The organism is Sorangium sp. So ce363, from assembly GCF_051520435.1.
GTDB lineage: Bacteria > Myxococcota_A > Polyangia > Polyangiales > Polyangiaceae > Sorangium > Sorangium cellulosum_B.
The window spans coordinates 8107150-8130571 of record NZ_CP150333.1; the positions used below are offsets into that span (position 1 = coordinate 8107150).

Here is a 23422-nt window from a genome sequence, read left to right on the forward strand (position 1 = left end):
GAACCGGCGGGCGCGGCGCGGCCGCGGCGAAGGCGAGGAGGCGGCTAGTTGCTCTCCGCGTCGTCGTCGTCGTCGAGGCTGCGCGTCCGGACGCAGGCCTCCTTCGAGGGCTTCGTGGCGGGCGCGCAGCCGGGCGCCCGGCAGACGAGGTCGTCCGGACAGCGGGCTTCGATCGTCCAGTTCAGCGAGCCGCCCGAGAAGCTCCGGAGCGTGCCAGTCACCGCGTCGATCACCTCGCCCCGGTGGGACGTCGGATCGAAGGCGCTCACCGTGCCCGTCTGGATCTGGATCCTGCTCGACCCGTCCGTGATCTTGTAGTTGCCGCGCGCGGAGTAGCTCGTCCACTCGCTGCACTCGGGGTCGTCCGAGCACGCGTTCGCGCAGCTCCGCTCGGCCTGGCTGTCGAAATCGACCTGCCCGTCGCCGTTCAGATCGCAGTTCGACTGCTCCGCGGCGAAGACGTTGTCCCTCGCGGGCCTCGGACCGAAGCGCTCGCCGATGTGGAACCCCTCGACGCGCACGAGCCCGCTCTCGAGGCGCTCCATGGCCAAGGCGCCAGCGATCGTCGGCCCGTCGAGCACCGTCGGCTCCGGGACCAGGCACTCCGCTCCTTCCTGCGCGCGCGCGATCTCGTACGAAGGGAACGAGAGCTGGGTGAAGCCGAAGAACTCGTCGACGGTGCCCGCGAGGTACTCGAGCCGATCGCAGACACGCAGGTTGGCAGGTGTGTTGAAATTGTACGCGAAGAGGTGGTTGAAGCCGCTGCCCTGGCCGGCCAGATCGGTGACGTAGAAGCCGTCGCTCGAGACACGCGTGACAACGACCTGCTGGGGAGCCGCGGTGTCGATCCGCATCGCTTCGGACGGGTAGGGCGTCGCCGAGCCGCCGCCCTGCACGTCGGCGATGCGCGGCGAGGCGTAGGCGACCGGCTTGGAGACGCCGGCGCTGAAGGAGCCGCCCTCCTCGGTGTCGTCGTCCGCGAAGGCGCACCCGGGATCGGCGGGGAAATCGACGAGCATGTCGCCCGGCGCGTCGTCGTTGACGCCGTTGGCGCACGCGGGGCGGTCGCCCCGGGACGCGGGCCGGTAGCCGAGGTCCTCGACCCACAGCCGGATGGGCCCGTAGACGGCCGTCACGTGGGCGATCCCCTCGGCGACGCCGTCCCGCAGGCGGATGTTGCGGCCGACCGCGATGCCCTCGTCGTCCGCCTCGACGTCGAGCACCGCCCCGGGATCGACGCTCAGCCTGACCATGCCGTCGAAGGGCGTCCGGCGGCCGGCAGCGTCGCGCGCCTCGATCCTGAACGACCAGGTGTCCACCGTGTCGCCGCGGTTGGCCGGCAGCGGCGCCTCGGCGGAGGGGGGCGCTTCCCCGTTCACCTGCACGACCTGGACCCAGAAGCTCGAGACGCCCCGGGGCGGCCCGCCGTCGCTGCCGCACCCGGCGAGCGCGGCGGCCGCGAGCGCCGCTCGGCGCCTCGCCCGCGGCGTCACTGGCCCACCATCCGCAAGCGGCCGTCGGAGAAGTTGCCGAGCCGCCGGTCGACGCACGCCAGGTGCTTGCACTGCTCGCCCGCGGCGCTGCACGGGGCGAGCGCGCTCTCGCACTGCTCCCGCACCCAGTCGGTCGGCGCCTCGGCGCAGACGTCGCGCTGGTAGGCGGCGACGTCATCGCGGCAGCGCGCGAGCACACACGCGCCCCGGGAGCACGGCGCCTCGCCGGTCTTGCACGCCCGCCCCTCGACCACCGACTCGGGGCACGCGCAGACGAAGCCCTCGCCCACGCCCGCGCAATCGGCGTCCCGCCGGCACGACGCGAGCTCGCCGCGCTCGTCCGCGCCGCACGGGCTGCCCGCGCGGATGGCGTCGATCAGCGCGTCGCGCTGCTGCACCTGGGTGTCGAGCTGCGTCGTGTTGCGCTGGAGCACGCGGAACCCGCTGCCGCCCTGGGCGAGGTAGCTCGACGTCGCCAGCTCGTAGGTCGCGATCGGATCGAGCGGCTGCCAGCAGCGGCTCGCCTCGACGTCGCAGCTGCCCACCTCGCCGCCCGGACAGTCGGCGTCGCCGTTCGGGCACGCGATCGCCGGCTGGCGCGCGCCGATGTACACGTGGGTCGCGACGCCGGACGCGGCGCCGTCGGCCGAGCGCGCGGCGCAGTCGATGACGACCCGCGCGCCCGCGATCTGCGCCTGCGAGACGCACCCGCGGCCGCTCGATCGGCGCGCCACGAAGTCGAAGAGCTCCTGCACCTCGAGGCCGGAGAGCTGCATCTTCGAGATCGAGTTGTCGAAGGGGAAGACGTTGAACATCTGCTCGACCGTCACCGGGCCGGGCACGAGGTCGGCGCGGATGCCCGTCGTGTTCGTGAGCGCGAAATCGGTCTGGACGCCGAGGCGCAGCCACATCGCCCCGGCGATGAGGTTGCCTAGCGGCGAGTCGCCGCCGCTCGCCGAGGCGCGGCGGGAGCCGCCCGGCGCGTAGCCGACCAGGAGATCGAGGTTCGCGAGCGCGTCGAGCCCCTGCGCGTACGGCTCGAGCGCCGAGGCGACGATCGGATCGGCGGGCACGCCCTCGGTCACCGGGAAGAGCTCGTACCGGTCCGAGAGCACCTCGAAGCCGTTCAGCGGGTCGTAGCCGCCCCCGAGCTCGGAGGCGTCCCTGGACAGCACGAGGTCGAGCCGCCCGACGAACTTCGCGAACGCGCCGGAGTGCGCGAGCAGCACGTCGCGCGGCGTGCAGTAACGCCGGCGCTTCGCGCCTTCCCCGGGCGAGCGCTCGTCGTTCAGGAGGATGTAGTGCCGCTGCTCCTCCTCGTCGTAGTACCGCGAGCAGTCGCGGACGCGCTTCGGCGGCTGGAGGACGATGTGGTTGTGCCCGCCGAGCACGACGTCGATGCCCGTCGTGGTCTCGATCATCCGCTCGTCGCCGTCGAGGCCGAGGTGCGTCACGAAGACGATGACGTCCACCGTGGGGCGGAGCAGGTCGACGTAAAACTGGGCGACCTCGGTCGTGTTCAGCGGGGTGACGCCGAGCCGGTTCGGCGCCTCGAAGATCGACGTCAGGCTGGAGAGGTTGCCCATCCCGACGACGCCGACCTTGAGGCCCTCGAGGTCGAAGACCGTGAACGGCTGCAGGATGGCGCCGAGCGGAGAGGCGCCGGGCTGCGCGGGGTCCTCGAGCTGGTAGTTCGCCGCGAGGACGGGGAAGCCGGCGTGCTGCTGGAGCTGGATACCGAGGTTCAGCGCGCCGCGGTCGAACTCGTGGTTGGCGACGATCATGGCGTCGACGCCCATGGCGCCGAGGGCGCGGATCTCCGCCTCTCCCGAGTAGAAATTGAAGATCGGCGCCCCCTGGAAGCAGTCGCCGCCGTCGAGGTGAAGCGCGCGCGACGACCGGGCGCGCTCGCGCCCGAGGAGATGGGACATGCGCGCGGCGCCGCCGACGTTCGCGATCGAGGCCGCCGCGCCGAGGCCGAGCCCCGCGTCCACCTGGCCGAGCTGCAGGTTGTACGGGAAGAGCCGCGAGTGGATGTCCGACGTGTGGAGCAGCGTCAGGTGCACCTGCCCGACGAGCCGCGTCGGCGGCGCCTCCTCCTCGCAGCCCGCCGCGCACAGGCCGAGCGCCACCGCGCAGGCGGCCAGCGCGCGCGCCACCCCGGACGCGACCGGCACCGCAGGCGTCGGCCCCACCGCACCCAGCGCGCCGCTCACCGCGTGGCGCGCTCTCCCGTGAGCAGGTCGTAGAGGTCCGGCGCGAACGAGGCGGCGACGCAGCACTCGACCTCCTCCGCCGTCGCGCAGGCGAGCGCCTCCGCCGCGACCGCCTCGGCCTCGGCGACCGTCACGCGCCGGAGCGTCTCCTTGATCTCCGGGATCGCCGCCGCCTCCATCGAGAAGTCGCGGAGGCCGAGGCCGAGCAGCAGCAGGGCGGCGAGCGGATCGCTCGCCATCGCGCCGCAGAGGGAGACCGGCCTGCCGAAATCCTGGCCTGCCTGGATCACCTTCGTGATCAGCCGCAGGATCGACGGGTCGAACGGCGAGGCCAGGTAGGCGAGCGAGCGGCTGGTCCGGTCGACCGCGAGCGCGTACTGGATCAGATCGTTCGTCCCGAGGCTCAGGAACGCGGCCTCGCGCGCGAAATGGTCGACCATGATCGCCGCCGAGGGCACCTCGATCATCACGCCGAGCGGGATCTCGTCGGCGCACGCCTGGCCGCGGGCGCGCACCTGCTCCTGCGCGCGGTGCAGCAGCGCGCGCACCTGCCGGAGCTCGCCGAGGCCCGCGACCATGGGGATCATGATCCGCACGTCGCCGTAGGCGGAGGCGCGCACCATGGCGCGGAGGTGCTCGAGGAAGACGTCGGGGCGCGAGAGCGCGAGCCGGACCGCGCGGAGGCCGAGCATCGGGTTCATCTCGGGCGGCACCTGGAACGTGGAGACGAACTTGTCGCCGCCGATGTCGAACGTGCGCAGCGTGACCGGCTTCGGGCGGAGCGCCTCGACGACGGCGCGGAAGATCTCGAACTGCTGGTCCTCCGAGGGCGGGGACGTGCGGTCGATGTAGAGGAACTCGGTCCGGTAGAGGCCGATGCCGTCGGCGCCCTGGTCGCGCGCGAGGATCGCCTCGGCCGGGAGCTCGACGTTCGCCCGGAGCGACACCTTGACGCCGTCCTTCGACTGGGCGGCACGGTGCCTGGACTCCGAGAGCTCCTTGCCGAGCGCGACGTAGCGCTCGGCGCGGGCGCGCGCATCCGCGAGCTCGGCCGGGCCGGGGCGAACGACGACCGTGCCGCGCAGCCCGTCGATCACCACGACGTCGCCCGTGATCACGCGCTGCAGCACGTCGCTGACGCCGACCACGGCCGGGATCTCCAGCGCGCGCGCCATGATGGAGGTGTGGCTCGTGCGGGTGCCGACCTCGGTGACGAAGCCGACGACCGGCTCGTCGACCATCGCCGCGGTGTCGGCCGGCGACAGGTCGTGCGCGATGAGGATCGTCGGCCCGGAGAAGCGCGGGAGCGCCGCGCCGAACGTCGCCGGCATGGCGATCGAGTTCTGCAGCTCGATCAGGCTGCGCGTGGAGAGGGGCGAGGTGTCGCGCGAGGACGGCGGCTCCTGGGGCGGGAGGCTGAACGCGCGCAGGAGGCGCTCGCCGACGAACAGGACGTCGTGGCTGCGCTCGCGCAGGTACGGGTCGTCCAGCGCGGCGAAGCGGCCGGCGATCGCCTCGCACGCGATCACCACCGCCCACTCGGCGCAGCGGCGCTCCTCGGTGACCTGGCGCTTCACGGCGTCGGCGAGGGCCTCGTCGCCGAGCATCAGCAGGTAGGCTTCGAGGATCGACGCCTCGGCGCGGTGGTCGCCGATGCGCTTCGCCATGTCGCGCAGCTCGTCCTGCGCGCGCTCGACCGCGGCCTCGAAGCGCTCGAGCTCCGCCGCGATCTCGCTGGAGCCGACGCGGCGGCGCGGGTGGTTCGTCCGGTGCCCGCCCATCACGACGGCCGCGCCGATGGCGACCCCGGGGGACCCAGCGATGCCCCGCAGCGTCTCCGTCCGGGCGCCGGGCGGCATCGAGTCGACCCGGGCGCCGGGCGCCGCCGAGCCGCTCCGGACGGCGTCCGCCGGGGCGGGATGCTCGTCCGGGGCGTCCGACGAGAGCGCGCTCGGGCCGCGCGTCACTCGTGCTCTCCGAAGCGCGCGGCGATCAGCTCGCCGATGGCGGAGACGGCGTCGGCGGCCTGATCGCCCGTCGCGCTCACCTCGATCTGGGTGCCCATCGACCCGCAGAGCAGGAGCACGCCCATCACGCTCTTCGCGTTGGCCGACTGCCCGTCCGGCCCGGTCAGCGAGATCTCGCAGTCGTAACGCCCCGCGAGCTGCACGAGCTTCGTCGCGGCGCGCGCGTGGAGCCCGCGCACATTGATGATGGTGAATCGCCTCGTTACCGCCTCGGTCGTCACCGCTCGCCCCCCGTCACGCTCGTGTCCGACGCCGGGCGAGGCTCCGACGGGGGCGCTCCCGGCTGCGCCAGCCGGAGATCCACGCCGGGCGCCCCGGCCATGCCCTCTCCCACCCCCGAGGGTACACCACTCGTGCTCGCCCGGGCGACGTCCCGGTGCACGACCGTGATCGGGAGCCCCGTCTTCCGCCGCAGGCTGTCGCTGAGCGCGTTGGTGAGCACGACGGAGCGGTGCCGGCCGCCGGTGCACCCGATGCCGACGGTGAGGTAGCTCTTTCCTTCGCTGGCGTAGCGCGGCATGCAGAACGAGAGGAGCTGCTCTGTCCTGCAGATGAACTCGAGGGCATCCGGGTTCTTCAGGATGTACTCCCGCACGGGCTCGTCGTTCCCCGTGAGCTCGCGGAGGCCGTGGACGAAATACGGGTTGTCGAGGAAGCGGACGTCGAAGAGCAGATCGGCGTCGAGCGGGATGCCGTACTTGTAACCGAACGAGATGAACCGGGTGGACATCCGGGGCACCTCGACCTTCGCGGGGCGCAGCCGCTCGATGACGACGCGGCGCAGGTCGTGCGTCGACAGCCGGGTCGTGTCGAGCTCGATCGTCGCCCTGGCCCGCAGCGACGCGAGCCGCTCGCGCTCCAGGAGGACGCCGTCGAGCATCGCGATGGCGCCGCTGCCGCCGGTCGTCAGCGGGTGCGGGCGCCGCGTCTCGCTGAAGCGCCGGAGCAGCGTCTCGTCCGAGGCGTCGAGGAAGAGGATCACCACGTCCCGTCCGGTCCGTATCGAGTCGAGCGCCGCCGTGGCGCCCGCCAGGAAGGAGCCCACCCGGACGTCGATGCCGAGCCCGATCCGGGTGATCCCGCCCGACTCGCACGCCTCGACCGCCGGCTGCACGAGCGACGTGGGCAGGTTGTCCACGCAGAAGAAGCCGAGGTCCTCCAGGGCGTGGAGCGCCGTCGACTTGCCCGCGCCGGAGAGGCCCGTGACGACGACGACGCGCCCCGGCGCGCCGTCGGGCCCGTGCAGGCCGTGCTGCTGCTGATCGCCCCCGTTGCTCACCCTCGCCTCCTCGGCCGCGGCAGGCTCACGGACGACTCCGTGGGGCTGAACCCGGAGCTCGGGCGATCAGGGGGCGGCCTGCCCCGATCCACGGGCGGCCGGAAGGCGCTGCTCGGGGGGTTCGGCGCGTCCACGCCGCGGCCGGGCGGCGGCGGCGGCGGCCGGGGCGGGCCGGGCGGCGCGGCGATCCGCGAGGCGCCTTCCTCGGCGAGCCTCGCCGGCGGCGGGATCGACGACTCCTCCGGCGAGCGCTCGCGGAGCAGCTCGCCCTCGACATTGCCGAAGAACTCGCGGGCCGCGTGGAACCCGGCGTTCTTCAGGAGCTCGTTGCGGGCGGCGACCTCGAGGATCGACGCCATGTCGCGGCCCGGGCGCACCGGGATGACGAGCTCCCGGATCTTCACGCCGAGGATGGTGTGGTACCGCTCGTCCAGCCCGAGCCGATCGTACTCGGTGTCCTTCGACCACTCGACAAGCTTCACCACGACGTCGATCCGCTTGCGCTCGCGGATCGACGTGACGCCGAAGAGGTCCTTCACGTTGAGGATGCCGAGGCCACGCACCTCGAGGTGGTACCGGAGGAGCTCCGCCGGGGCCCCGAAGACCATGCCGGGAGGGCGGTAATCGCACTCCACGGCGTCGTCGGCCACGAGCCGGTGGCCGCGCATCACGAGATCGAGCGCGCACTCGCTCTTGCCGATCGCGCTCGACCCCATGAGAAGGAGGCCCACGCCGAAGACGTCGACGAGCACGCCGTGCAGCCGCAGGCGCGGCGCCAGGCGATCGTCGAGCAGCGCGTGCAGCGCGGTGATCGTGGCGCTCGACCGCACCGCCGAGACGAGGAGCGGCGTCCCGCTCTCCTCGGCGCACTGCGCGAGCTCCGGCACAGGGACGAACCCGATGCCGGAGCCGTTCGCCTCGAACGGCTGGTCGCCCTGCGTGAGGATGACGCAGCACAGGCCGAGCTCGAAGAAGCCGCGCAGCGACAGGAGCCGGTCCTCGCGGGAGAGCTTGTGGAGGAACGAGAGCTCGGTCTGCCCGAGGATCTGCACCCGCGTCGGGACGATGCCGTGGAAGTGGCCGACGAGCGCGAGCCCGGACTTCTGGATGCGGGTGTTCATGATGGGCCGGTCGAGGCCCGCGGCGCCGGCGATGAGCGTGAGGTCGATGCCGAGCCCCTCGTCGGCCATCAGGCTCCGCACCGCGATGGCGGGGCGGTCCGCCCGCCCACCGCGGGTCGAGGGGGGCATCCGGCCGCCTCCTTCCCCTTCGTGTCCGCCGCTGCGCGGGCCGCTCATGACACCGACCTCCCTTCCTCGGCCGCGATGAGCTCGAACGCCGCGCGCCCGGTCGAGGCGCCGAGCAGCCGCCGCCTGAACGTCTCGTCCCGCAGCAGGCGGGAGATGCGCGCCAGCGTCTTGAGGTGCTCGCCCGTGGCGCGCTTCGGCCCGATCACGGCGACGAGGATGGCCACCGGCGCCCCGTCGATCGCGTCGAAGTCGATCGGCTTCGGGCAGATCAGGACCGCGCCGATCAGCCGATCGACGCCCTCCATCGCGCCGTGGGGGATGGCCACGCCGCTCCCGACGCCGGTGGACTGCAGGCGCTCGCGCTCGCCGAGCACCCGCTCGATGTCATCCGCCTTGACCCCCGGCTGTCCTGCCGCGAGCAGGGCGGCGAGCCGGCGGAGCGCGTCCGTCTTGGAGCGGACGACCCCCTCCTGCTCGCTGGCGACGGATACCTGGTGCGCGGTCAAGATGTCGCGGACTTGCATGCTGATTTCGGCGCTCGGGCGAGGTGAGAGGGCTCTGGAACGGCGCACGTGGCACGGTCGGCGCGGCGCTCGGCCAGGGCCAAGCGAGCCGATGTGGCCATCGTACCCTGGGGACTTCGGGTGCGCGACTCAAGGACGCTATCGCGGCGAGCGGCCCCGGAGGGAGCGTTCTTCGCGTTCTTCGCGTCGCGATCGCTGGGCGACCGCCGCGCCGCTCCAGGCAGGCCCCCCGGCAGGTTGGCCATGCGCAGGGGTGAGCTGATGGAGACGAGCGCTCTTCGCCGCCGCGCTCGCCGCGGCGACGCGCGCGGCGGCTCACGCGGAGGGAGCGCGCCGCCTCGCCCGCGAGCGGCGGCTCACAGGATGGGAGCGCGCCGCGCCGGCGGGCGCGGCTGCCCTCGCTCCGGCTCGCGCGTCGCGCCTCGGCGACGCGCGCGGCGGCTCACGATCGGGAGCGTCCCGTCGCGGCCACCGCTTCGCGCTCCACCTCGACGGCGTACTCGCCGGCGCTCGTGCCGCCGCGCTTCCGCGCTATGGTGTGACCCTTCCCATCCCGGATCTGCCGCTCGAGCTTGTCGTGGACCATGTCGATCGACGCGTACATGTCCTCACCCCGCTCGGTCGCATGGAAGGCTAGACTGCCGGAGGAGAGGCGAACGTCGGCAACGTGCGTCAGACCCTCGACGGAGAGGGTGACCTGCGCCGACATCGCCTGCCTAAGGAACTTCTGAAGCTTGGCCACCTTCTCATGGGCGTAATTCTTCACGGCGTCGGTACCCACCATATGGCGGAACGTGATCGTGATGTTCATCGGGTCCAGCCTTCCTTCCCTGATGCGTAGATGAAACAATCGACTACGGCTACAGAGCACCCCTCCATCTCCATCGTAACACTGATGTAGAGCTCTGGTCTGCACTCAACGGCGCAGCGCTTTCGTTTTGTTTGGCGTCGTTCCGCTTCTGCGTTTCTTGCCGCGGGTTGCCGCGTCTTGCGCCAGCCTGCCGCAGCTTGCCACCTCTCGCGCACCTCGTCGTGCCCGCGCGTCACCGTGGCTTGCCGCGCTGCGTCCTGCGCGGCCAGCGCACCTCCTCTTCAACAAGCCTTGGCACGCCCCGCTTGTTCCAGCGCCCGGCGCACCGTGTGCGGGGCATGGCCCGATGCCAGCGCGATCTCGCCGATCGTGGGTGTGCGTCCGAGCTCGGCCGCGAGCCGCCTCGCGCTCGCGACGACGGCGCGGAGCACCTCGACATCGCCCCGATCGAGCGGCTCGGCGACGCGGAGGCCCTCGGACTCGAGCCGGTCGATGATGTACTCGACCTCCTCGTACGAGACCGCCCGGCGGTCGACGACTTCGGCGATGTCGTTGAGGTCCACCCGACCGGTCGACCGATGGCGTGTAAGGAGCTCCTGGATCATGTCGTCGATGACAGGCGGCACGGCGCTAGCGTGCCACCTTCGCGCAGGCCGCGCACGCGCTTGCGCGGGCGAAAGCGGGCCCGAAAGCCGAGCGCGAGACCGAGCTGATCGAGCGTCTCGGCGCCGCGCTCCCCGGCCCTCCCCGCGGCCTCGCCGCGCGGAGCCTGGCCAGCCGGCTCGCCCGGCGCGAGCCCGCCGCCGCATCACAGCTCCTCATTCACGGCGCGCCACGGTGAACCGCACCTCACCTCGCCTCGCCACGATGGCCACGATCGACGTCTTCATCTGTTCAGCGATGTTTCCGCCAGGCTGCGCGAGGCATGATAGAAATGGACGCGTCATCGGGCGGATACACATCAGGAGATCTTCCATGCGCTGGGCCCCTCCCGAATCGCGATCGCGCTATGCGATCCGCGACCATATCGAAGCAAACCTGGATCCGGTCAAGGATCATCAGGAGATCGCATTTCTCTCGACGTGCTATGATTTCCCGTGGGACACGCAGCACGCCCTCGAGCTCGCGCTGTTCCGTGTCTTCGGGATCGCCAAGGGCACACCTCTCCTGGTGCAGACAGGGGAGTTCCTCCAGCGCACCCAGAAGCGCTACGACGACACCGTCCTCATCCTCTCCGAGATGCTGGAGAACGGATACGACAGCGAGCGCGGCCGGGCGGCGCTGCGGCGCATGAACCGGCAGCACGGGCGTTACGCCATCCCGAACGACGAGTACCTGTACACGCTGTCGACGTTCATCTTCGAGCCCATCCGCTGGAACGAGCGCTTCGCCTGGCGCGCGCTGCTCGAAAAGGAGAAGCTCGCGGCTTACCACTACTGGAAGCAGGTCGGGACGCTGATGAACATCAAGGATATCCCGCCGAGCTACGAGGCGTTCGAGCGTTTCAACCTCGATTACGAGGCGGAGCACCTGCGGTTCTCGGAGGACAACCGGAAGCTCGCCGTGGCGACGCGGGACCTCGTGCTGGGCTGGGCGCTGCCGAGAGCGCTATGGCCGCTCGGGGCGCCGGTCCTCCACGCGATGATCGATGATCGCATGCTCGACGCCGTCGGGCTGCCGCGGCCTCCGCCCGGGCTGCGCGGCCTCGTGCAGGCGGCGCTCCGCGCGCGCGGCCCGGTCTTGCGGGCCATGCCGCGCCGGCGCTCGCCGCGCCTGCTCACTCAGCTGAGGAACCGCACGTACCCGGACGGCTACCGTATCGAGGATCTCGGCGCGCGGTGACCGGCGCAGCTCCACGGGCCGGCGAGCCCAGCCGCCGCGCCGGGCGAGCGGCTGCCTTCCGGCTCAAGGCTGCCTTCCGGCTCAAGGCTGCCCGCCGGCTCAAGGCTGCCTGCCGGCTCAAGGCTGCCTGCCGGCTCAAGGCAGCTGGCGCCGCAGGAACTTGAGCGCCTCCCGGGCAGCGCGGTTCACCGGCTCGTAGACGTCCGGGGTCGTCCTGAGCGGCGCGCCGATCGGCTCGCCCGGGCGGACGCCGAGGATGCGCTCGACGTCCTCCAGGAGCGATTGCATCGAGTCGTAGCGGTTCCCGGGGGCCTTGCGGAGCGCGGTGGCGACCAGCGCCTCGATCCGCCGATCGATGCCGGGCCGGATCGAGCTGAGCCGGGGGGCCGGGGTGCAGGCGTGCTGGGCGACGACCACCACGTCGTCTGGCGAGGAGAACGGCAGCTGGCCTGCGAGCATGCGGAACATGGTGACACCGAGGGCATAAATGTCGGTGCGGCCGTCGATGGGATCGGCGAGGGCCTGCTCCGGGGCCATGTAGGGGACCGTGCCCAGCACGAGACCGGCGGCGGTGGTGGGGCCCGTCTTCAGCTTCGCGAAGCCGAAATCCATCATCTTGAGCACGCGCGGGCCGCCTTGGGAGCGGACGAGGAACAGGTTGTCCGGCTTCACGTCGCGGTGGATGACGCCGGCCGCGTGCGCCGAAGCGAGCGCCGACGCCGCCTGCCGTATCAGCGGAAGCGCGACGGCCTCGCTCATGGCCACCTCGCGGCGGAGCAGGACGCCGAGCGACTCGCCGGTGAGCAGCTCGAGCACGATGAACGGGGACCCGTCCTTGCGCTCGCCCGCGTCGAGGACCCGGATGATGTTGGGGTGCCCGAGCTCGGCCGCCGCCTCGAGCTCGCGGAGGAACCGCTCGCGCTGGGCCCGATCGGCTGCGAAGCTGCGGTTCAGGATCTTGATCGCGACCTGCTCCTTCGTGCGGCTGTCCGCCGCGAGGTACACGCGCGACATGCCGCCGGCGCCGATGAAGCCCTGGATCACATAGCGATCCTCGAGGATGGCGCCGAACTGCCGCGTCGGCTGCGCCGGCGGCGGCGCGGCCGACAGCGACTGGACGAGGCGCGCGCCGTCGTCGGGGCAGAAGCCGTACGAGCGATCGGTGTACGCGCGGTGGCAGCGCGGGCAAATCATGGGACCCGGGTCATGATGGCGGCGGGGGCGGGGATCCTCAAGGGACTTGCGGGCGGGCGGCGCGCGGCGCCGCTCCCGGCGAGGTGGATCGCGGCGCGCACCTCGGCTATGCGTGCGCCTTTCCTCGTCGACGCGACGATTCACCCCGAGATCGAGAGACAGCCCGTGACCTCACAGAAGCACCCTGCGACCCTCATCCCCGGCGACGGCATCGGCCCCGAGATCGTGGACGCGACGCTGCGCGCCCTCGACGCGCTCGGCGCGCCTTTTGAATGGGAGACGTGCGTGGCCGGCATGGCCGGCGTCAAGGACGCGGGCGACCCGCTGCCGCGGGCCACGCTCGACAGCATCCACCGCACGCAGCTCGCGCTCAAGGGGCCGCTCGAGACGCCGATCGGCGGCGGGTACCGCTCGTCGAACGTGCGCCTACGGCAGGAGTTCAAGCTCTTCGCCAACGTGCGCCCCGCGAAGACGCTCATCCCGGGCGGCCGCTTCGAGAACATCGACATCGTGCTCGTGCGGGAGAACCTCGAGGGCCTCTACGTGGGCTTCGAGCACTACATCCCGATCGGCAGCGACGAGCACGCGGTGGCGATCGGCTCCGGCGTGAACACCCGGGTCGGCTCGCGCCGCATCGCCGAGTTCGCCTACGACTACGCCGAGAAGAACGGCCGCAAGAAGGTCACCATCGTCCACAAGGCGAACATCATGAAGGCGCTCACGGGCATCTTCCTGGAGACGTCGCGCGAGGTGAGCAAGGGCTACGAGGGCCGCGTGGCGACCGACGAGCGGATCGTGGACGCGTGCGCGATGCAGCTCGTGCTGAACCCGTGGCAGTTCGACGTCATCGTCACGACGAACCTCTTCGGGGACATCCTCTCGGACGAGATCGCGGGCCTCATCGGCGGCCTCGGCATGGCGCCGGGGGCGAACATCGGCCAGCACGCCGCGATCTTCGAGGCGGTGCACGGCTCGGCGCCGGACATCGCCGGCAAGGGCGTGGCGAACCCGATCGCGCTCATGCTCGCCGCCGCGATGATGCTCGACCACGTGGGCCACCGGGAGCTCGCCGTCCGCCTGCGCGCCGGCATCGACGGGGCGCTGAACCTGGACGGGGTCCGCACCCGCGATCTCGGCGGCAAGGCGGACACGAAGACGCTCACCGACGCCATCGTGGCGCGCATCAAGAACGGCTGAGCGGGGCGCCGTCGGTGCGGCGGATCCCGCGCTTTCGCCGGGGCGCGGCCACGGGGGTCCGCGGGGTCAGCCGCCGCGCGAGAGCGGGAGCGCGAAGTGGAAGGACGTCGTCTTGCCTAGCTCGCTCTGCGCCCAGATCCGGCCGCCGTGCGCCTCGATGATGCCCTTGCAGATGTAGAGCCCGAGGCCAGTGCCGGGCGGTCGGCCCCGGGACGGGTTTGACGAGAGCCGCTGGAAGCGCTGGAACAGCCTCGGCAGCTCGTCCGGGGGGATGCCCGGCCCGCGGTTCTCGATCGCGACCTCGACCTCGGCGTCGCGGAGAGAGAGCGTCACGCGGGTCGGCGCGTCGGGATCGCCGTACTTGGCGGCGTTGAGAAGGAGGTTCCCGAGCACCTGGTCCATGCGCGCCGCGTCCACGAGGACGGGCGGCACGTCCTCGTCCGCCGTCAGCACGATCGCGTGATCCGGCCTCTCAGCGGCAGCGAGCTCGACGATCGCGTGGAGCAGGGCGCGCATGTCCGTCGGCTGCGGCTCGAGGGAGAGATGCCTCGCCTCGATCTTGGAGGCGTCGAGCAGCTCTTCGGCCATCCGATCGAGGCGCTGGACGTTCGACAGGATCTTCTGGCCCCACGCCGCCGCACCGGCGGACTCGGGCAGCCGCGACAGCATGCCCGCGTAGGCGGAGATGGCGGAGAGCGGTTGCTTGAGGTCGTGCGCCACGAGGGAGGTCCACTCCTCGCGGAGCCGCTGGATCTCCCTGAAATTGGTGACGTCCTCGTAGCTCGCGATGGCCCCGTGGATCGCGCCGTCCTCGCCCCGGATGGGGCCAGCGCTCACCACAACGGGGACGTAGCTCCCGTCCGTCCTTCGAAACCACAGCTCTTTACACGCCGTCCCCTCGCCACGCGCCGCGCGAACGAGGGGCATTTCAGGCAGCAGGAGCGGCCGTCCCCCTGGCTCGCACAGAAGCGCGCCTCGCCCCACATCCAGCGCCTCGAGCGGGTGCGGCCCGCCGCAGAGCTCCTGGCAGCGGCGGCTCGCGAGGAGCGAGGGGCCGCCGCGCTCGTCCAAGACGGCGATGGCGACGGGGAAGTCTTCGATCACGCTCCGCAGCCATCGCCGCTCCTCCGCGAGGCCCCACTCAACCTCACGGAACGCAGCTTCGGTGGGCTCCAGCGCGTCCGCGCCCCGGCCCCGTACGTAGTCGGCGCCCCCGGGGCGCGTTCGCGCGCTCGCGGTGGGCTCAGCGCTCGCGAGCGCGAGCGCGAACAGCGCGCAGAGGGCCCGCACGCGCGGGAGGATCTCCTGGAAAGATGCGCTGCGGCTCCCGAACGCGCAAAAGAGGACGCCGAAGAGCCGGTCTGCGCTGAGCAGGGGCGCAGACAGAGCCCAGTGGGGCCTCATGCTGGCCGCGAGCGCGCCGAGGTCGGAGAAACGCTCGCAGGCGGCCTGGTCGACCAAGGCATGCTCGATGCGGCGGCTCTCCGCGGCGCGCAGCACAAGGGACGACGTGCCCGTGAGGTCCGTGAGCTGCGCGGCGAACGCGCTCGGCAGGTTGGAGGAGGCGACCAGCCGGATCGGGCGCGCGTGCTCTTCCACTGCGGCGCCGTACAGGAGCGAGAGGTCTGCGCTGAGCAACCGGGCGGCTTGCTCGGCGACAACCTCGCGGAGCGCTTGCGGTTGAAATTTCCCAGAAAGCGCGGCGGCCGCCTCGACGACGACCTCGGCGAGCTGGGCAGTGGCGGATTCAGGCTCGCCGTCGTCGTGGCCGAGTTGGTCGTGCGCCGAGATTTCCGCCACGCTTTCCCCTGCAGCCATGCCCATAGCACCTGCGCTGGCACGCGCCGTTCCACGAGCGACGCGCATGCCTGCTCCAAGGGTACAGTATGCGCTGTGTGCCGAGGGAAGGCTTGTGCGCCTGCGCAGCGACGGCTCGCACGGCGCGGCGCGCGCTGAGCGCCATCGGGGTAGAGAGGAGCGCGCAGACTGGTCAGCGGGAGGTGTCGAAGCGGCGCTTCGCCCAGCTCACGAGCGGGCTGTTGTCCCGGGTCCGCACGGCGCCGGGCGCGCCGCGGCGTTTCCGCCAGTCGCCCTCGCGGACGCGCCGGCAGCCAGCGGCCTGCTCCATGGAGAGGAGATAGGCCTGGGCTTCGCGGCCGTCGGCGAGGCGGATGGCTGCTCTCCGGTGCAAGACCGGGTGTCCGCGGTGCACGTCGAGCGCGGCCAGCGCAGCCGGAGCGATGGCATAGAGCTCGCCGGTCACGGCGATGAGCCCTCCCTGGACGAGGGCGCCGCTGGTGCCGAGGTCGACGAGCGCGTACTGCGGTGTCGTGGTCGCCACACCGAGCGAGCGGGCTGACGCGAGCCATTCGTGTTGGTCCTCGCCCTTCATGAGGTTGTCGTAGACGAAGAGGACGATCTCGTGGGTAGTCATTGGCGTGGTCCTCGGGACGGCCTCTGCGGCCCGGCTCAGACGCTCGCAAAGGGAGGGCGCGAGCGCAAGGCTGGTCGGAGCGACGTCAGCGAAGCCGTGGAGAGCTGTAGCCCCAGAGGAATATTGCACCTGCGCGCCCATGGTAAGCCGCCGTTCTTGCGGAGGGCTCGCCAACTCCAAGGCACGTCCACCAGTGCCCACAGTGCCTCATGCTCGCTTGACGCCCGCGCTCGATAAAAGTTCGAGCGCAATTTTGCGCAGCAGGCCGATGTTCTCCTGCCCGGCGCGAGTGCGGCTTTCATCCAACCGAGCATTCACCTTCTCGGAAGGCGACCTCGATCCATCAACAGCGATTCTCGATCAACTCGTGTTGAAACGATGATCTCTATGGTCGCCAGGTTCGCTCAGAAGGCCGCAAGCCGACTCAAATCACCGCACTTCCATGGGTCTCGAATTGCCCGCCTTGATCCTGCACTCGCCTTACCGCAACCGCGCACGGAAAACGCGCATCGACGTCGGCCCCCCTCGCTCCCCCCCTCCCCCACCACCGTAGCGCCGGCGGGAGGGTCCACGCGGCGGGGGCGGGTGGGCGCGGCGAGCACCGACCGAGGTGCCATAAGGTCGCAGGGGGCTCTACGTCTCAGGCGCGCCTTGTGTGGCGCGCAACATAACGTCCCAGCAGGCATGGCCCGAAGGGAGACATGCCGGGTGGTGTTCTCAGCGCAAGCGCCTCGGTCCCCGTCTTGGCGGATGGCCGAGCGCCCACCCGCCCCCGCCGCGTGGACCCTCCCGCCGGCGCGGGCCTCTCGCGGGCTACCAGCTCACCAGGAACTGAAGCGTCTCCGCCCCTCGCACCTCGACCGAGATGGTCGGCTTGGCGCCGTACCCCATGACGAGCGCCTCGAAGTTCCCCAGCGGGTACTCCAGGGTACCGCGGTGGCTGCTGATGTCGATCTGCACCTCCGACGGCCCCAGCTGCCGCGCCCTGGCCAACGGCCCCTTCACGAGCGCGCCCAGGCTGCCCGTGTAGCGCATCAGCGCGGCGCCCGGGTCGGTCGCCAGGTGCATCGTGATCCGGCCGAGCGCGCTTTCCCTGAAGGCCCCGACCTGCTGCCGCGCGAGGCGACGGTAGCCTTCCCGCGAGCTCCGGTTCGGGTGTGAGAGCCGCGCAGCCGCGTCGTAGAGGCGCAAGAAGTCGCGCGTCGGATAGTCCGAGAACGGCAGGTAGAGCCCACCCCTCGGCGGGCTCGACAACGTCGACACCACCTGCGCGAAACGCTCCCCGAGCGTCGCCGCCAGCGCGTTGAAGAACATCCCCTTCATCGCGTAGGACTCGGGGACCCCCGCCACAACGGCGTCGATGTCGATGTTGCCGAGGAGCGGATCGGAAGGACGCACCTCGAACGAAGCTCCGTTCGGCCCGACAAGCAGCCCCTCTGTGGACGGTGCGCTCGGCGGCGCGACGCTTCGGGGCACGGCGCGCATGACACCGCTCTTGGGGATGGGCGTCTCGTTCGCTTGCCGGCGCTGGTCGCTACGGACCTCTTTCATAGGGAGCTCGCCGCAAAAAAAGACTCAACACAAAGGCCGCTTGCGGCAACCACCGCAGCGAAGGGCACACGACCCACCTAGCAACGGCCATGCCGACCGCTCACTGAACGAGTCACCGCGTGAACACGGGGTTCATGCCAGATTTCCCTTGCATGGATGAAACGCTGGTTCAGCGGTGCAACCGCGCGGAGACGACCGGGACGGTGTTCATCTCCGCTCAGGCCGGTCCACGCGTCTGCGGCGGCACACACCCGCCAGCGTCCCGAGCCGAAGGAACACCGCGTCAACGCGCCGTGAGGCCCGCGTCAATATGCCTCGCGGCTCGCCTCGATGTGCCTTGAGGTTCGCATCGATACGCCCCGAGACTCGCCTCGACGGGCCGTGAGGCTCGCCTTGACGCACCGGGAGTGCCGAGCTCGCGGAGAGCTCCGTTCTCACCACGGACGCTCCTCGGCCCAGAAGAACCGTCGAGCGGCGGCGAGCATCGCGTGCGCCTGCCCACGATGAATCGGGTGGGCGACGAGGTGGACCTGCGCGTTCCCCACGCGCTCGACCTGGACGTGGGACGCGTGCAGAAGCCGCACTTCGCCGCGCAGAAGCCGCACTTCGCCGCGCAGAAGCCGCACTTCGGCGTCGAGCGTGGGCAGCCTCTGGTTCGACCAGGCGTCGCGCTCTGCCATCGATCGAAACGTGGTGATGGGGGTTCATGCGCGAGAGCTCCGCGCCTCGCTCGCGCCGTCCATCGAGCGAGGCTGCTGACCGGACGCTGTCAGCAGCGCCGCCCTAGGATGCCGGCGCGTGGGGCAGGACCCCCGAGGAGGACCTCATGAACACAGGACTGGGTGGCGTGATCGTCTATGTGCCCGACGCGGTGGAAGCCGCGGCGTTCTACGAGAGCGCGTTCGGCTTCGAGCGCAGCTTCGTCTCCAGCGACAACGAATACTGCGAGCTGAAGGGCAGGGTGCCGCTCGGGTTCGTGCAGGAGGACTTCGCCCAGAAGGGCCTCCCGGAGCTCGCGAAGAACAGGCCAGGCGAGCGCCCCGCCGGGTTCGAGATCATCGTCACCAGCGAGGACGTCGACGCGGCGTTCGCGCGCGCCGTGAAGGCCGGCGCAGCCCCCGTGTCGGAACCCCACGACAAGCCGTGGGGCCAGCGCGTCTCCTACGTGCGCGACCTGAACGGCGTCCTCGTGGAGATCTGCTCGCCGTGGACCTCTCCATGAGCTCACCGCAGCTCACCTCATGAGCTCGCCGCAGCTCACCCCATGAGCTGACACCGACCGTGCGATCGCGCGCGATGCGGCGCGCCGCCCGCCGCGAGAATGCGCTCGTGCCCCTGACGGTGCTTCTCCTGACAGGCTTTTACGGCAAGTCCTTGCCGCGCCTGACGCGGCCTGCTTAACCTCCGGCCGTGAACGCGAACGGACGGACACGGGTGCACCTGCTCGTGGCAGCAGCGATCGCCCTGCTCGCGGCCGGCCCCTCGGGGCTCGGCGGCGGGCCCGTCGCGGAGGCCAAGGAGCCGGCCCGGGGAAAGAAGGCGAAGAGCTACGAGTGCCGCGTCCAGAGCCCGCAGAAGTTCCTGAAGCGGCGCACCTTCGTCCAGAAGGGGATGCTCAACCCGAAGAAGCACGCCAAAGCGGTCCGCTACCTGGCCGAGCACTACGGCCACGTCGAGACCGAGGAGACGCGGCGCCACAACTCCGAGAGCGCCCACTCCCAGGCGACGGCCGTGCAGTTCATGGGCCTCCCGCTCTCCGTCCACGAGAAGATCGCGCCCGCGCTCCACTGCGTCGAGAAGCGGATCCGCTCGACGTGCACCCGCAAGTCCCGCCGCTACACGCCGCGCGCGGTCGGCGGGTTCCGCACGGCGAACAGCTACCGCGGCGCCGAGATCTCGAACCACCTCTTCGGCATCGCCATCGACATCGATCCCGACCGGAACCCGTGCTGCGGCTGCGTCGACCCGTGGCCCACGAGCCCGCTGTGCCAGGAGAAGAAGCGCTCTGCCTACGAGCGCACGGCCCTGTCCCGCTGCTGGATCAAGGCGTTCGAGCGCTACGGCTTCGACTGGCTCGGCCACGACGACCTCGAGGACACGATGCACTTCGAATTCCTCGGGGATCCCGACCGGATCAAGAAGAAGTAGCGCGCGGCGATCACGATCACGCGCCGCGGCCGCCCCCGCGCCGCGAGAGCCGCCGCGCGCGCCGCTCCGCCGCGGCCTCGGCGAGGCGGCGATCGTCGTCCGTCTCGAGGAGGATCGGCGGCACCGAGGTCGGCCTGAGCGACGCGTCGACGGCCACGAACGTCACGAAGGCCGTGACCATGGGCCAGATGGCGCCCGTCATCGCGTCCTCCCCCTCGACCGACACCAGGATCTCGAGCGACGTGCGGAAGGTCGCCGTCACCCGCGCGGCCAGACGGACGACCTGACCGACCTTGATCCCATGATCGAACGAGAGGTCGTCGATGCCCGCGGTGACGACCGCGCTGCCGGTGTGCCGCTGCGCGCAGATGGCAGCGCACAGGTCGATCCACGCGAGCACCTGCCCGCCGAAGATCGAGCCGAGCGCGTTCGCGTGCGTCGGCAGGACGTACTCGGTCATCGTCGTGACCGACTCGGAGACGCGCTTCTCGTGCGGGGCCTTCACCCGGCATGCGTATCACGGGCGCCCCCCCGCGCCAGAGCACGCCGGGTCGCCCGGCGTCAGCTGGAGGTCGAGGCCCTGCCCGGGTTCGGGAACGACGGCTCTTCGGGGGCCGGCGAGCGGCCAGGGCTCGCGCTGACCGACGACTTCGTGGGGACCGACTGGCCCGGCGGGCCCGTCGGGAGCGTGGGCTCGTCCTCCAGGCGCACCGACGTGACCTTCAGCCGCGCGAAGATCGCCTCGGCCTTCTCGTTCATCGCCACCGCCTCGCGCCGCGCCGCCATGTTCGCCACGAAGCTGCGATCGGTCGTCAGGAACCGCGCGTAGGCCTGGAACGTGCGCGCGAGCTCGAGCTCGTTCCCCGTCTCCTCGAAGATGCTCACCGAGCGCGCGAAATATGCGCGCGCGCTCTTCGTGTGCGCGCTGCCCCAGCCGCCCGCCGCCGTGATCTCGCCGAGCGTCCGTAGCGCGATGCCGAGGTGCACCTTGCTCCGGACCGAGGCGAACAGGTCCACCGCCCGGCTGATCGAGTCGCGCGCCTTCTCCAGATCGCCCCGGAGCATGTAGGCCTTCCCGAGGGCGCGCCGCGCCTCGGCCAGGCCGAGCCGGTCGCCGAGCTCGTCGCAGAGCTCCTCGGCCTGCTGCAGCACGCGCACCGCCTCGTCGGGATCGCCGCTCCGGTAGAGCGTCCCGCCGATGTTCGTCAGGATCAGCGCCGTCCGGTTGCGATCGCCGACCTGCCGCGCCACCTCCAGCGCCTCCTCGAAGAGCTCGAGGGCGTGGCGGTGATCGCGCTGGTCCTGCGCGATCATGCCGAGGTTGTTCAGGCTCATCACGACGCCGAGCAGGTCCGAGATCTCGCGCCGGATCGCGAGCGACCGCTCGAACGTGTTGAGCGCCTGCTTGAACTCGCCCGAGTCCTGCAGGGCGAGGCCGAGGTTGTTCAGCGACAGCGCGATCGAGCGGCGATCCCCCATCCGCTCGCGGCGGGCGAGCGCGTCGCGCAGCCATTTCAGCGCCTCCTGGTACTCGCCCCGGAGCCAGTGCAGCTTGCCGATGTCGTCGATCGTCGAGGCGATCCCCCGCTCGTCCCGCGCGCCCTCGAAGAGGCGGAGCGCGGTCGTGAGGTGCTTGCCGGCCTCGTCGAGCGAGCCGCTGTCGCGGTAGAGCCGCCCGATGCGGTTGTGCGCGGCCCCGCCCTTGCGCCGGTTGTCGAGCCGGTAGGCGAGCGTCAGCATCTCGCGGAACGCGGCGAGCGCGTCGTCGATGCGCCCGGCGAGCTGGAGGACGTCGCCGTAGTCGTGGAGCGCGTCGATGCGCCGCGCGACGTGCGCGTCGCCGAGCAGCGAGAGCCCGCGCGCGTAGTACTCCGCCGCCTTCGCGTTCGAGTAGCGCCCGCGCGCCACGTCCCCGGCGTCGAGCAGCGAGAGCCCCGCCCGCACCGCGTCGCCGATGCGCTCGCGGTGCGTCGCGAGCTCGGCGAGGAGCTCCTCGCTCGCGCGCACCGCCACCTGCTGCTCCAGCCACTCGGCGATCGCGTGGTGGTACCGCCGCTGGGCCGCGGCGCTCATCCGCTTCTGGAGCGCCTCGCGCTCCTTGGCGTGCACGAACACGTACTCGTCCGAGCCCGCGAAGCTCGACTCGCTCTGCTTGCGCAGGTAGCCGCGGTCGCACAGCGAGCGCAGCGCGGCGTTGATCCGGTCGAGATCCTTGTCGCTCTGCTCCTCCCCCCACAGGTCGGGGGCCTGGCTGCCGGCCCTGCCGAGGACGAACAGCGCGCCGCTCCAGAACACCGGGCCGATCGTCGCGGCCTGCTCGAGCAGCTGCCGGCCGTCGTGATCGAGCGCGGCGAGGCGGACGTTCACGGCGTCCTCGACCGTCATCGGCAGGCGCGCCGTCGACAGCTTCCCGAGGTGCACGCGCCAGCGCGGCCCGCCCGCGGAGTCGGGCGAGAGCTCCTCGATCACGCCCTGCTCGTGGCAGATGCGGACCATCTGCTCGAGCAGCGCCGGGTTGCCGTTCGCGAAGGAGCAGGCCGCCTCGACGAGCTCCGCCGGCACGCCCGGCTGGGACTGCGACTCGGGGCGCTTAACGTCGACGCCATCGACGCCATCGACGACGTCGACGACGTCGATGATGACGACATCGTCGCTCCCGCGCGGCGCGCAGGGCGCGAGCAGCGCCCTCGCCATCTCGGCCGCGGCGGCCTCGCCGAGCGGCGTGAGCTCCAGGAGCACGTGGCGCCGGTCGCCGACCTTGCCCCAGTCGTCCTGGCGGGTGAGCAGCTCCGGGCGGGCGGCGCAGACGATCAGGACCGGGCCCGTGAGGTACTCGATGAGGTAGCGCAGGAGCGCGAGGGAATCGTCGTGGGCCGCGTGGAGGTCCTCGAAGATGAGGCACAGGGGGCCGTGGACGGCGTCCGCCTCGAGGAACGCCTTCAGGACAGCGCGGCGGATGAGGTCGGCCTGCGCGGGGTCGTCCTGCACCGCGCGGGTGAGCGGGCTGTCGCCGAACGCGAGCCCGATGAACTGGCCGAGGAAGTAGATGACGTCGCCGACCTTGCGGTCGCCCATCACGTGCGCGACCTGCGAGCGGACCTCGGCGCGGGCCGCGTCCTTGTCCATGCCGTCGGAGAGGCCGAAGCGGGCGCGCAGGAGCCGCGTGAAGACGCCGTACGCGGACGCCATGTCGCCGGTGCTGCCCGAGGTGACGCGCAGCGCGGCGGAGCCCTGGCGCCGCCGCTCGAGGAACTCGCGCACGAGCCTGCTCTTGCCGATGCCCGGCGGGCCGACGAGCGTCACGGTCCGCGTGGAGCGCTCCCGCTCCACCGCGTCGAGCGCGCGGGCCAGGGCCGACAGCTCCGCCTCGCGCCCGATCAGCGGCGCGAGCGCGGGCGGCGCCGCGCCAATTGCACTGTCCTCTCGGCTCATCTCCTGGCCTCCACGTCCCCGGGT

The 23422-nt window shown here is 71.4% G+C and carries 20 protein-coding genes; 4 read left to right on the plus strand and 16 right to left on the minus strand.

Annotation, left to right across the window (positions count from 1 at the left end; genetic code table 11):
* Positions 1-44: 44 nt before the first annotated feature.
* From WMF12_RS30410 to WMF12_RS30450, 9 genes are all read right to left on the minus strand, one after another.
* Positions 45-1493 (minus strand): hypothetical protein, encoded by a 1449-nt coding sequence (locus WMF12_RS30410; protein ID WP_437851034.1) that lies wholly within the window; start codon positions 1491-1493, stop codon positions 45-47.
* The gene (locus WMF12_RS30415) at positions 1490-3709 is read right to left on the minus strand and encodes a bifunctional metallophosphatase/5'-nucleotidase (protein WP_437851036.1); all 2220 of its coding nucleotides are present in this window, start codon (positions 3707-3709) and stop codon (positions 1490-1492) included. The genes WMF12_RS30410 and WMF12_RS30415 overlap by 4 nt, the downstream gene beginning before the upstream one ends.
* The gene (gene ptsP, locus WMF12_RS30420; protein ID WP_437851038.1) at positions 3706-5676 is read right to left on the minus strand and encodes a phosphoenolpyruvate--protein phosphotransferase; all 1971 of its coding nucleotides are present in this window, start codon (positions 5674-5676) and stop codon (positions 3706-3708) included. The genes WMF12_RS30415 and ptsP overlap by 4 nt, the downstream gene beginning before the upstream one ends.
* Positions 5673-5957, minus strand: coding sequence for an HPr family phosphocarrier protein (locus WMF12_RS30425; RefSeq protein WP_272094687.1), 285 nt, complete (start codon positions 5955-5957; stop codon positions 5673-5675). The genes ptsP and WMF12_RS30425 overlap by 4 nt, the downstream gene beginning before the upstream one ends.
* Positions 5954-7015, minus strand: a complete 1062-nt coding sequence (rapZ, locus tag WMF12_RS30430) for an RNase adapter RapZ (protein WP_437740163.1) — start codon at positions 7013-7015, stop codon at positions 5954-5956. Before rapZ ends, WMF12_RS30425 begins: the two co-directional genes overlap by 4 nt.
* Complete coding sequence (hprK, locus tag WMF12_RS30435; RefSeq protein ID WP_437851039.1) at positions 7012-8265, minus strand: HPr(Ser) kinase/phosphatase; 1254 nt, start codon at positions 8263-8265, stop codon at positions 7012-7014. The genes rapZ and hprK overlap by 4 nt, the downstream gene beginning before the upstream one ends.
* Before the next feature lie 44 nt (positions 8266-8309).
* Positions 8310-8789: a PTS sugar transporter subunit IIA gene (locus WMF12_RS30440; protein WP_437740165.1), complete on the minus strand. Its 480-nt coding sequence runs from the start codon at positions 8787-8789 to the stop codon at positions 8310-8312.
* 442 nt (positions 8790-9231) lie between these two features.
* Entirely contained in the window at positions 9232-9600 is a 369-nt protein-coding gene (hpf, locus tag WMF12_RS30445) for a ribosome hibernation-promoting factor, HPF/YfiA family (protein ID WP_437851041.1), read from the minus strand.
* Positions 9601-9881: 281 nt separating this feature from the next.
* Positions 9882-10226 carry a sigma-70 domain-containing protein gene (locus tag WMF12_RS30450; protein WP_437708868.1) on the minus strand — a complete coding sequence of 115 codons (345 nt, stop codon included), beginning with the start codon at positions 10224-10226 and terminating at the stop codon, positions 9882-9884.
* Between the two features lie 349 nt (positions 10227-10575).
* Here WMF12_RS30450 and WMF12_RS30455 point away from each other — a divergent pair, with 349 nt between their 5' ends.
* Positions 10576-11442 carry an oxygenase MpaB family protein gene (locus WMF12_RS30455; protein ID WP_437851043.1) on the plus strand — a complete coding sequence of 289 codons (867 nt, stop codon included), beginning with the start codon at positions 10576-10578 and terminating at the stop codon, positions 11440-11442.
* Positions 11443-11577: 135 nt separating this feature from the next.
* On the opposite strand, the gene WMF12_RS30460 is transcribed toward WMF12_RS30455, so the two are convergent.
* Positions 11578-12636, minus strand: a complete 1059-nt coding sequence (locus tag WMF12_RS30460; protein WP_437740168.1) for a serine/threonine-protein kinase — start codon at positions 12634-12636, stop codon at positions 11578-11580.
* Positions 12637-12801: 165 nt separating this feature from the next.
* Here WMF12_RS30460 and WMF12_RS30465 point away from each other — a divergent pair, with 165 nt between their 5' ends.
* Positions 12802-13833 (plus strand): isocitrate/isopropylmalate dehydrogenase family protein, encoded by a 1032-nt coding sequence (locus WMF12_RS30465; RefSeq protein WP_437740169.1) that lies wholly within the window; start codon positions 12802-12804, stop codon positions 13831-13833.
* 66 nt (positions 13834-13899) lie between these two features.
* On the opposite strand, the gene WMF12_RS30470 is transcribed toward WMF12_RS30465, so the two are convergent.
* The 4 genes from WMF12_RS30470 to WMF12_RS30485 all read right to left on the minus strand — a co-directional run bounded on the left by WMF12_RS30470 (position 13900) and on the right by WMF12_RS30485 (position 18498).
* A complete protein-coding gene (locus WMF12_RS30470) occupies positions 13900-15651 on the minus strand; it encodes an ATP-binding protein (protein ID WP_437851045.1) in 1752 nt (583 codons plus the stop codon).
* Between the two features lie 172 nt (positions 15652-15823).
* Positions 15824-16267, minus strand: coding sequence for a gamma-glutamylcyclotransferase family protein (locus tag WMF12_RS30475; protein ID WP_437740171.1), 444 nt, complete (start codon positions 16265-16267; stop codon positions 15824-15826).
* A gap of 813 nt (positions 16268-17080) precedes the next feature.
* Positions 17081-17665 (minus strand): DUF2378 family protein, encoded by a 585-nt coding sequence (locus WMF12_RS30480; protein ID WP_231864307.1) that lies wholly within the window; start codon positions 17663-17665, stop codon positions 17081-17083.
* A gap of 587 nt (positions 17666-18252) precedes the next feature.
* A complete protein-coding gene (locus WMF12_RS30485) occupies positions 18253-18498 on the minus strand; it encodes a hypothetical protein (RefSeq protein WP_437851047.1) in 246 nt (81 codons plus the stop codon).
* 146 nt (positions 18499-18644) lie between these two features.
* Here WMF12_RS30485 and WMF12_RS30490 point away from each other — a divergent pair, with 146 nt between their 5' ends.
* On the plus strand, positions 18645-19040 hold the full coding sequence (locus WMF12_RS30490; protein WP_437851049.1) for a VOC family protein: 396 nt from the start codon (positions 18645-18647) through the stop codon (positions 19038-19040).
* Between the two features lie 188 nt (positions 19041-19228).
* Entirely contained in the window at positions 19229-19966 is a 738-nt protein-coding gene (locus WMF12_RS30495; RefSeq protein WP_437740174.1) for a M15 family metallopeptidase, read from the plus strand.
* Positions 19967-19982: 16 nt separating this feature from the next.
* On the opposite strand, the gene WMF12_RS30500 is transcribed toward WMF12_RS30495, so the two are convergent.
* On the minus strand, positions 19983-20471 hold the full coding sequence (locus WMF12_RS30500) for an acyl-CoA thioesterase (protein ID WP_437293682.1): 489 nt from the start codon (positions 20469-20471) through the stop codon (positions 19983-19985).
* Positions 20472-20527: 56 nt separating this feature from the next.
* Positions 20528-23398, minus strand: a complete 2871-nt coding sequence (locus WMF12_RS30505; RefSeq protein WP_437851051.1) for an ATP-binding protein — start codon at positions 23396-23398, stop codon at positions 20528-20530.
* Between the last annotated feature and the right edge of the window lie 24 nt (positions 23399-23422).

Bases quoted from the DNA above. Each gene is read 5' to 3' on its own strand.
- WMF12_RS30470 (WP_437851045.1), bottom strand. From the start codon at position 15,651: ATGGCTGCAGGGGAAAGCGTGGCGGAAATCTCGGCGCACGACCAACTC.
- hprK (WP_437851039.1), bottom strand. From the start codon at position 8,265: ATGCCCCCCTCGACCCGCGGTGGGCGGGCGGACCGCCCCGCCATCGCG.
- WMF12_RS30460 (WP_437740168.1), bottom strand. From the start codon at position 12,636: ATGATTTGCCCGCGCTGCCACCGCGCGTACACCGATCGCTCGTACGGC.
- WMF12_RS30455 (WP_437851043.1), top strand. From the start codon at position 10,576: ATGCGCTGGGCCCCTCCCGAATCGCGATCGCGCTATGCGATCCGCGAC.
- WMF12_RS30440 (WP_437740165.1), bottom strand. From the start codon at position 8,789: ATGCAAGTCCGCGACATCTTGACCGCGCACCAGGTATCCGTCGCCAGC.
- WMF12_RS30490 (WP_437851049.1), top strand. From the start codon at position 18,645: ATGAACACAGGACTGGGTGGCGTGATCGTCTATGTGCCCGACGCGGTG.
- WMF12_RS30485 (WP_437851047.1), bottom strand. From the start codon at position 18,498: ATGGCAGAGCGCGACGCCTGGTCGAACCAGAGGCTGCCCACGCTCGAC.
- WMF12_RS30475 (WP_437740171.1), bottom strand. From the start codon at position 16,267: ATGACTACCCACGAGATCGTCCTCTTCGTCTACGACAACCTCATGAAG.
- hpf (WP_437851041.1), bottom strand. From the start codon at position 9,600: ATGAACATCACGATCACGTTCCGCCATATGGTGGGTACCGACGCCGTG.
- WMF12_RS30505 (WP_437851051.1), bottom strand. From the start codon at position 23,398: ATGAGCCGAGAGGACAGTGCAATTGGCGCGGCGCCGCCCGCGCTCGCG.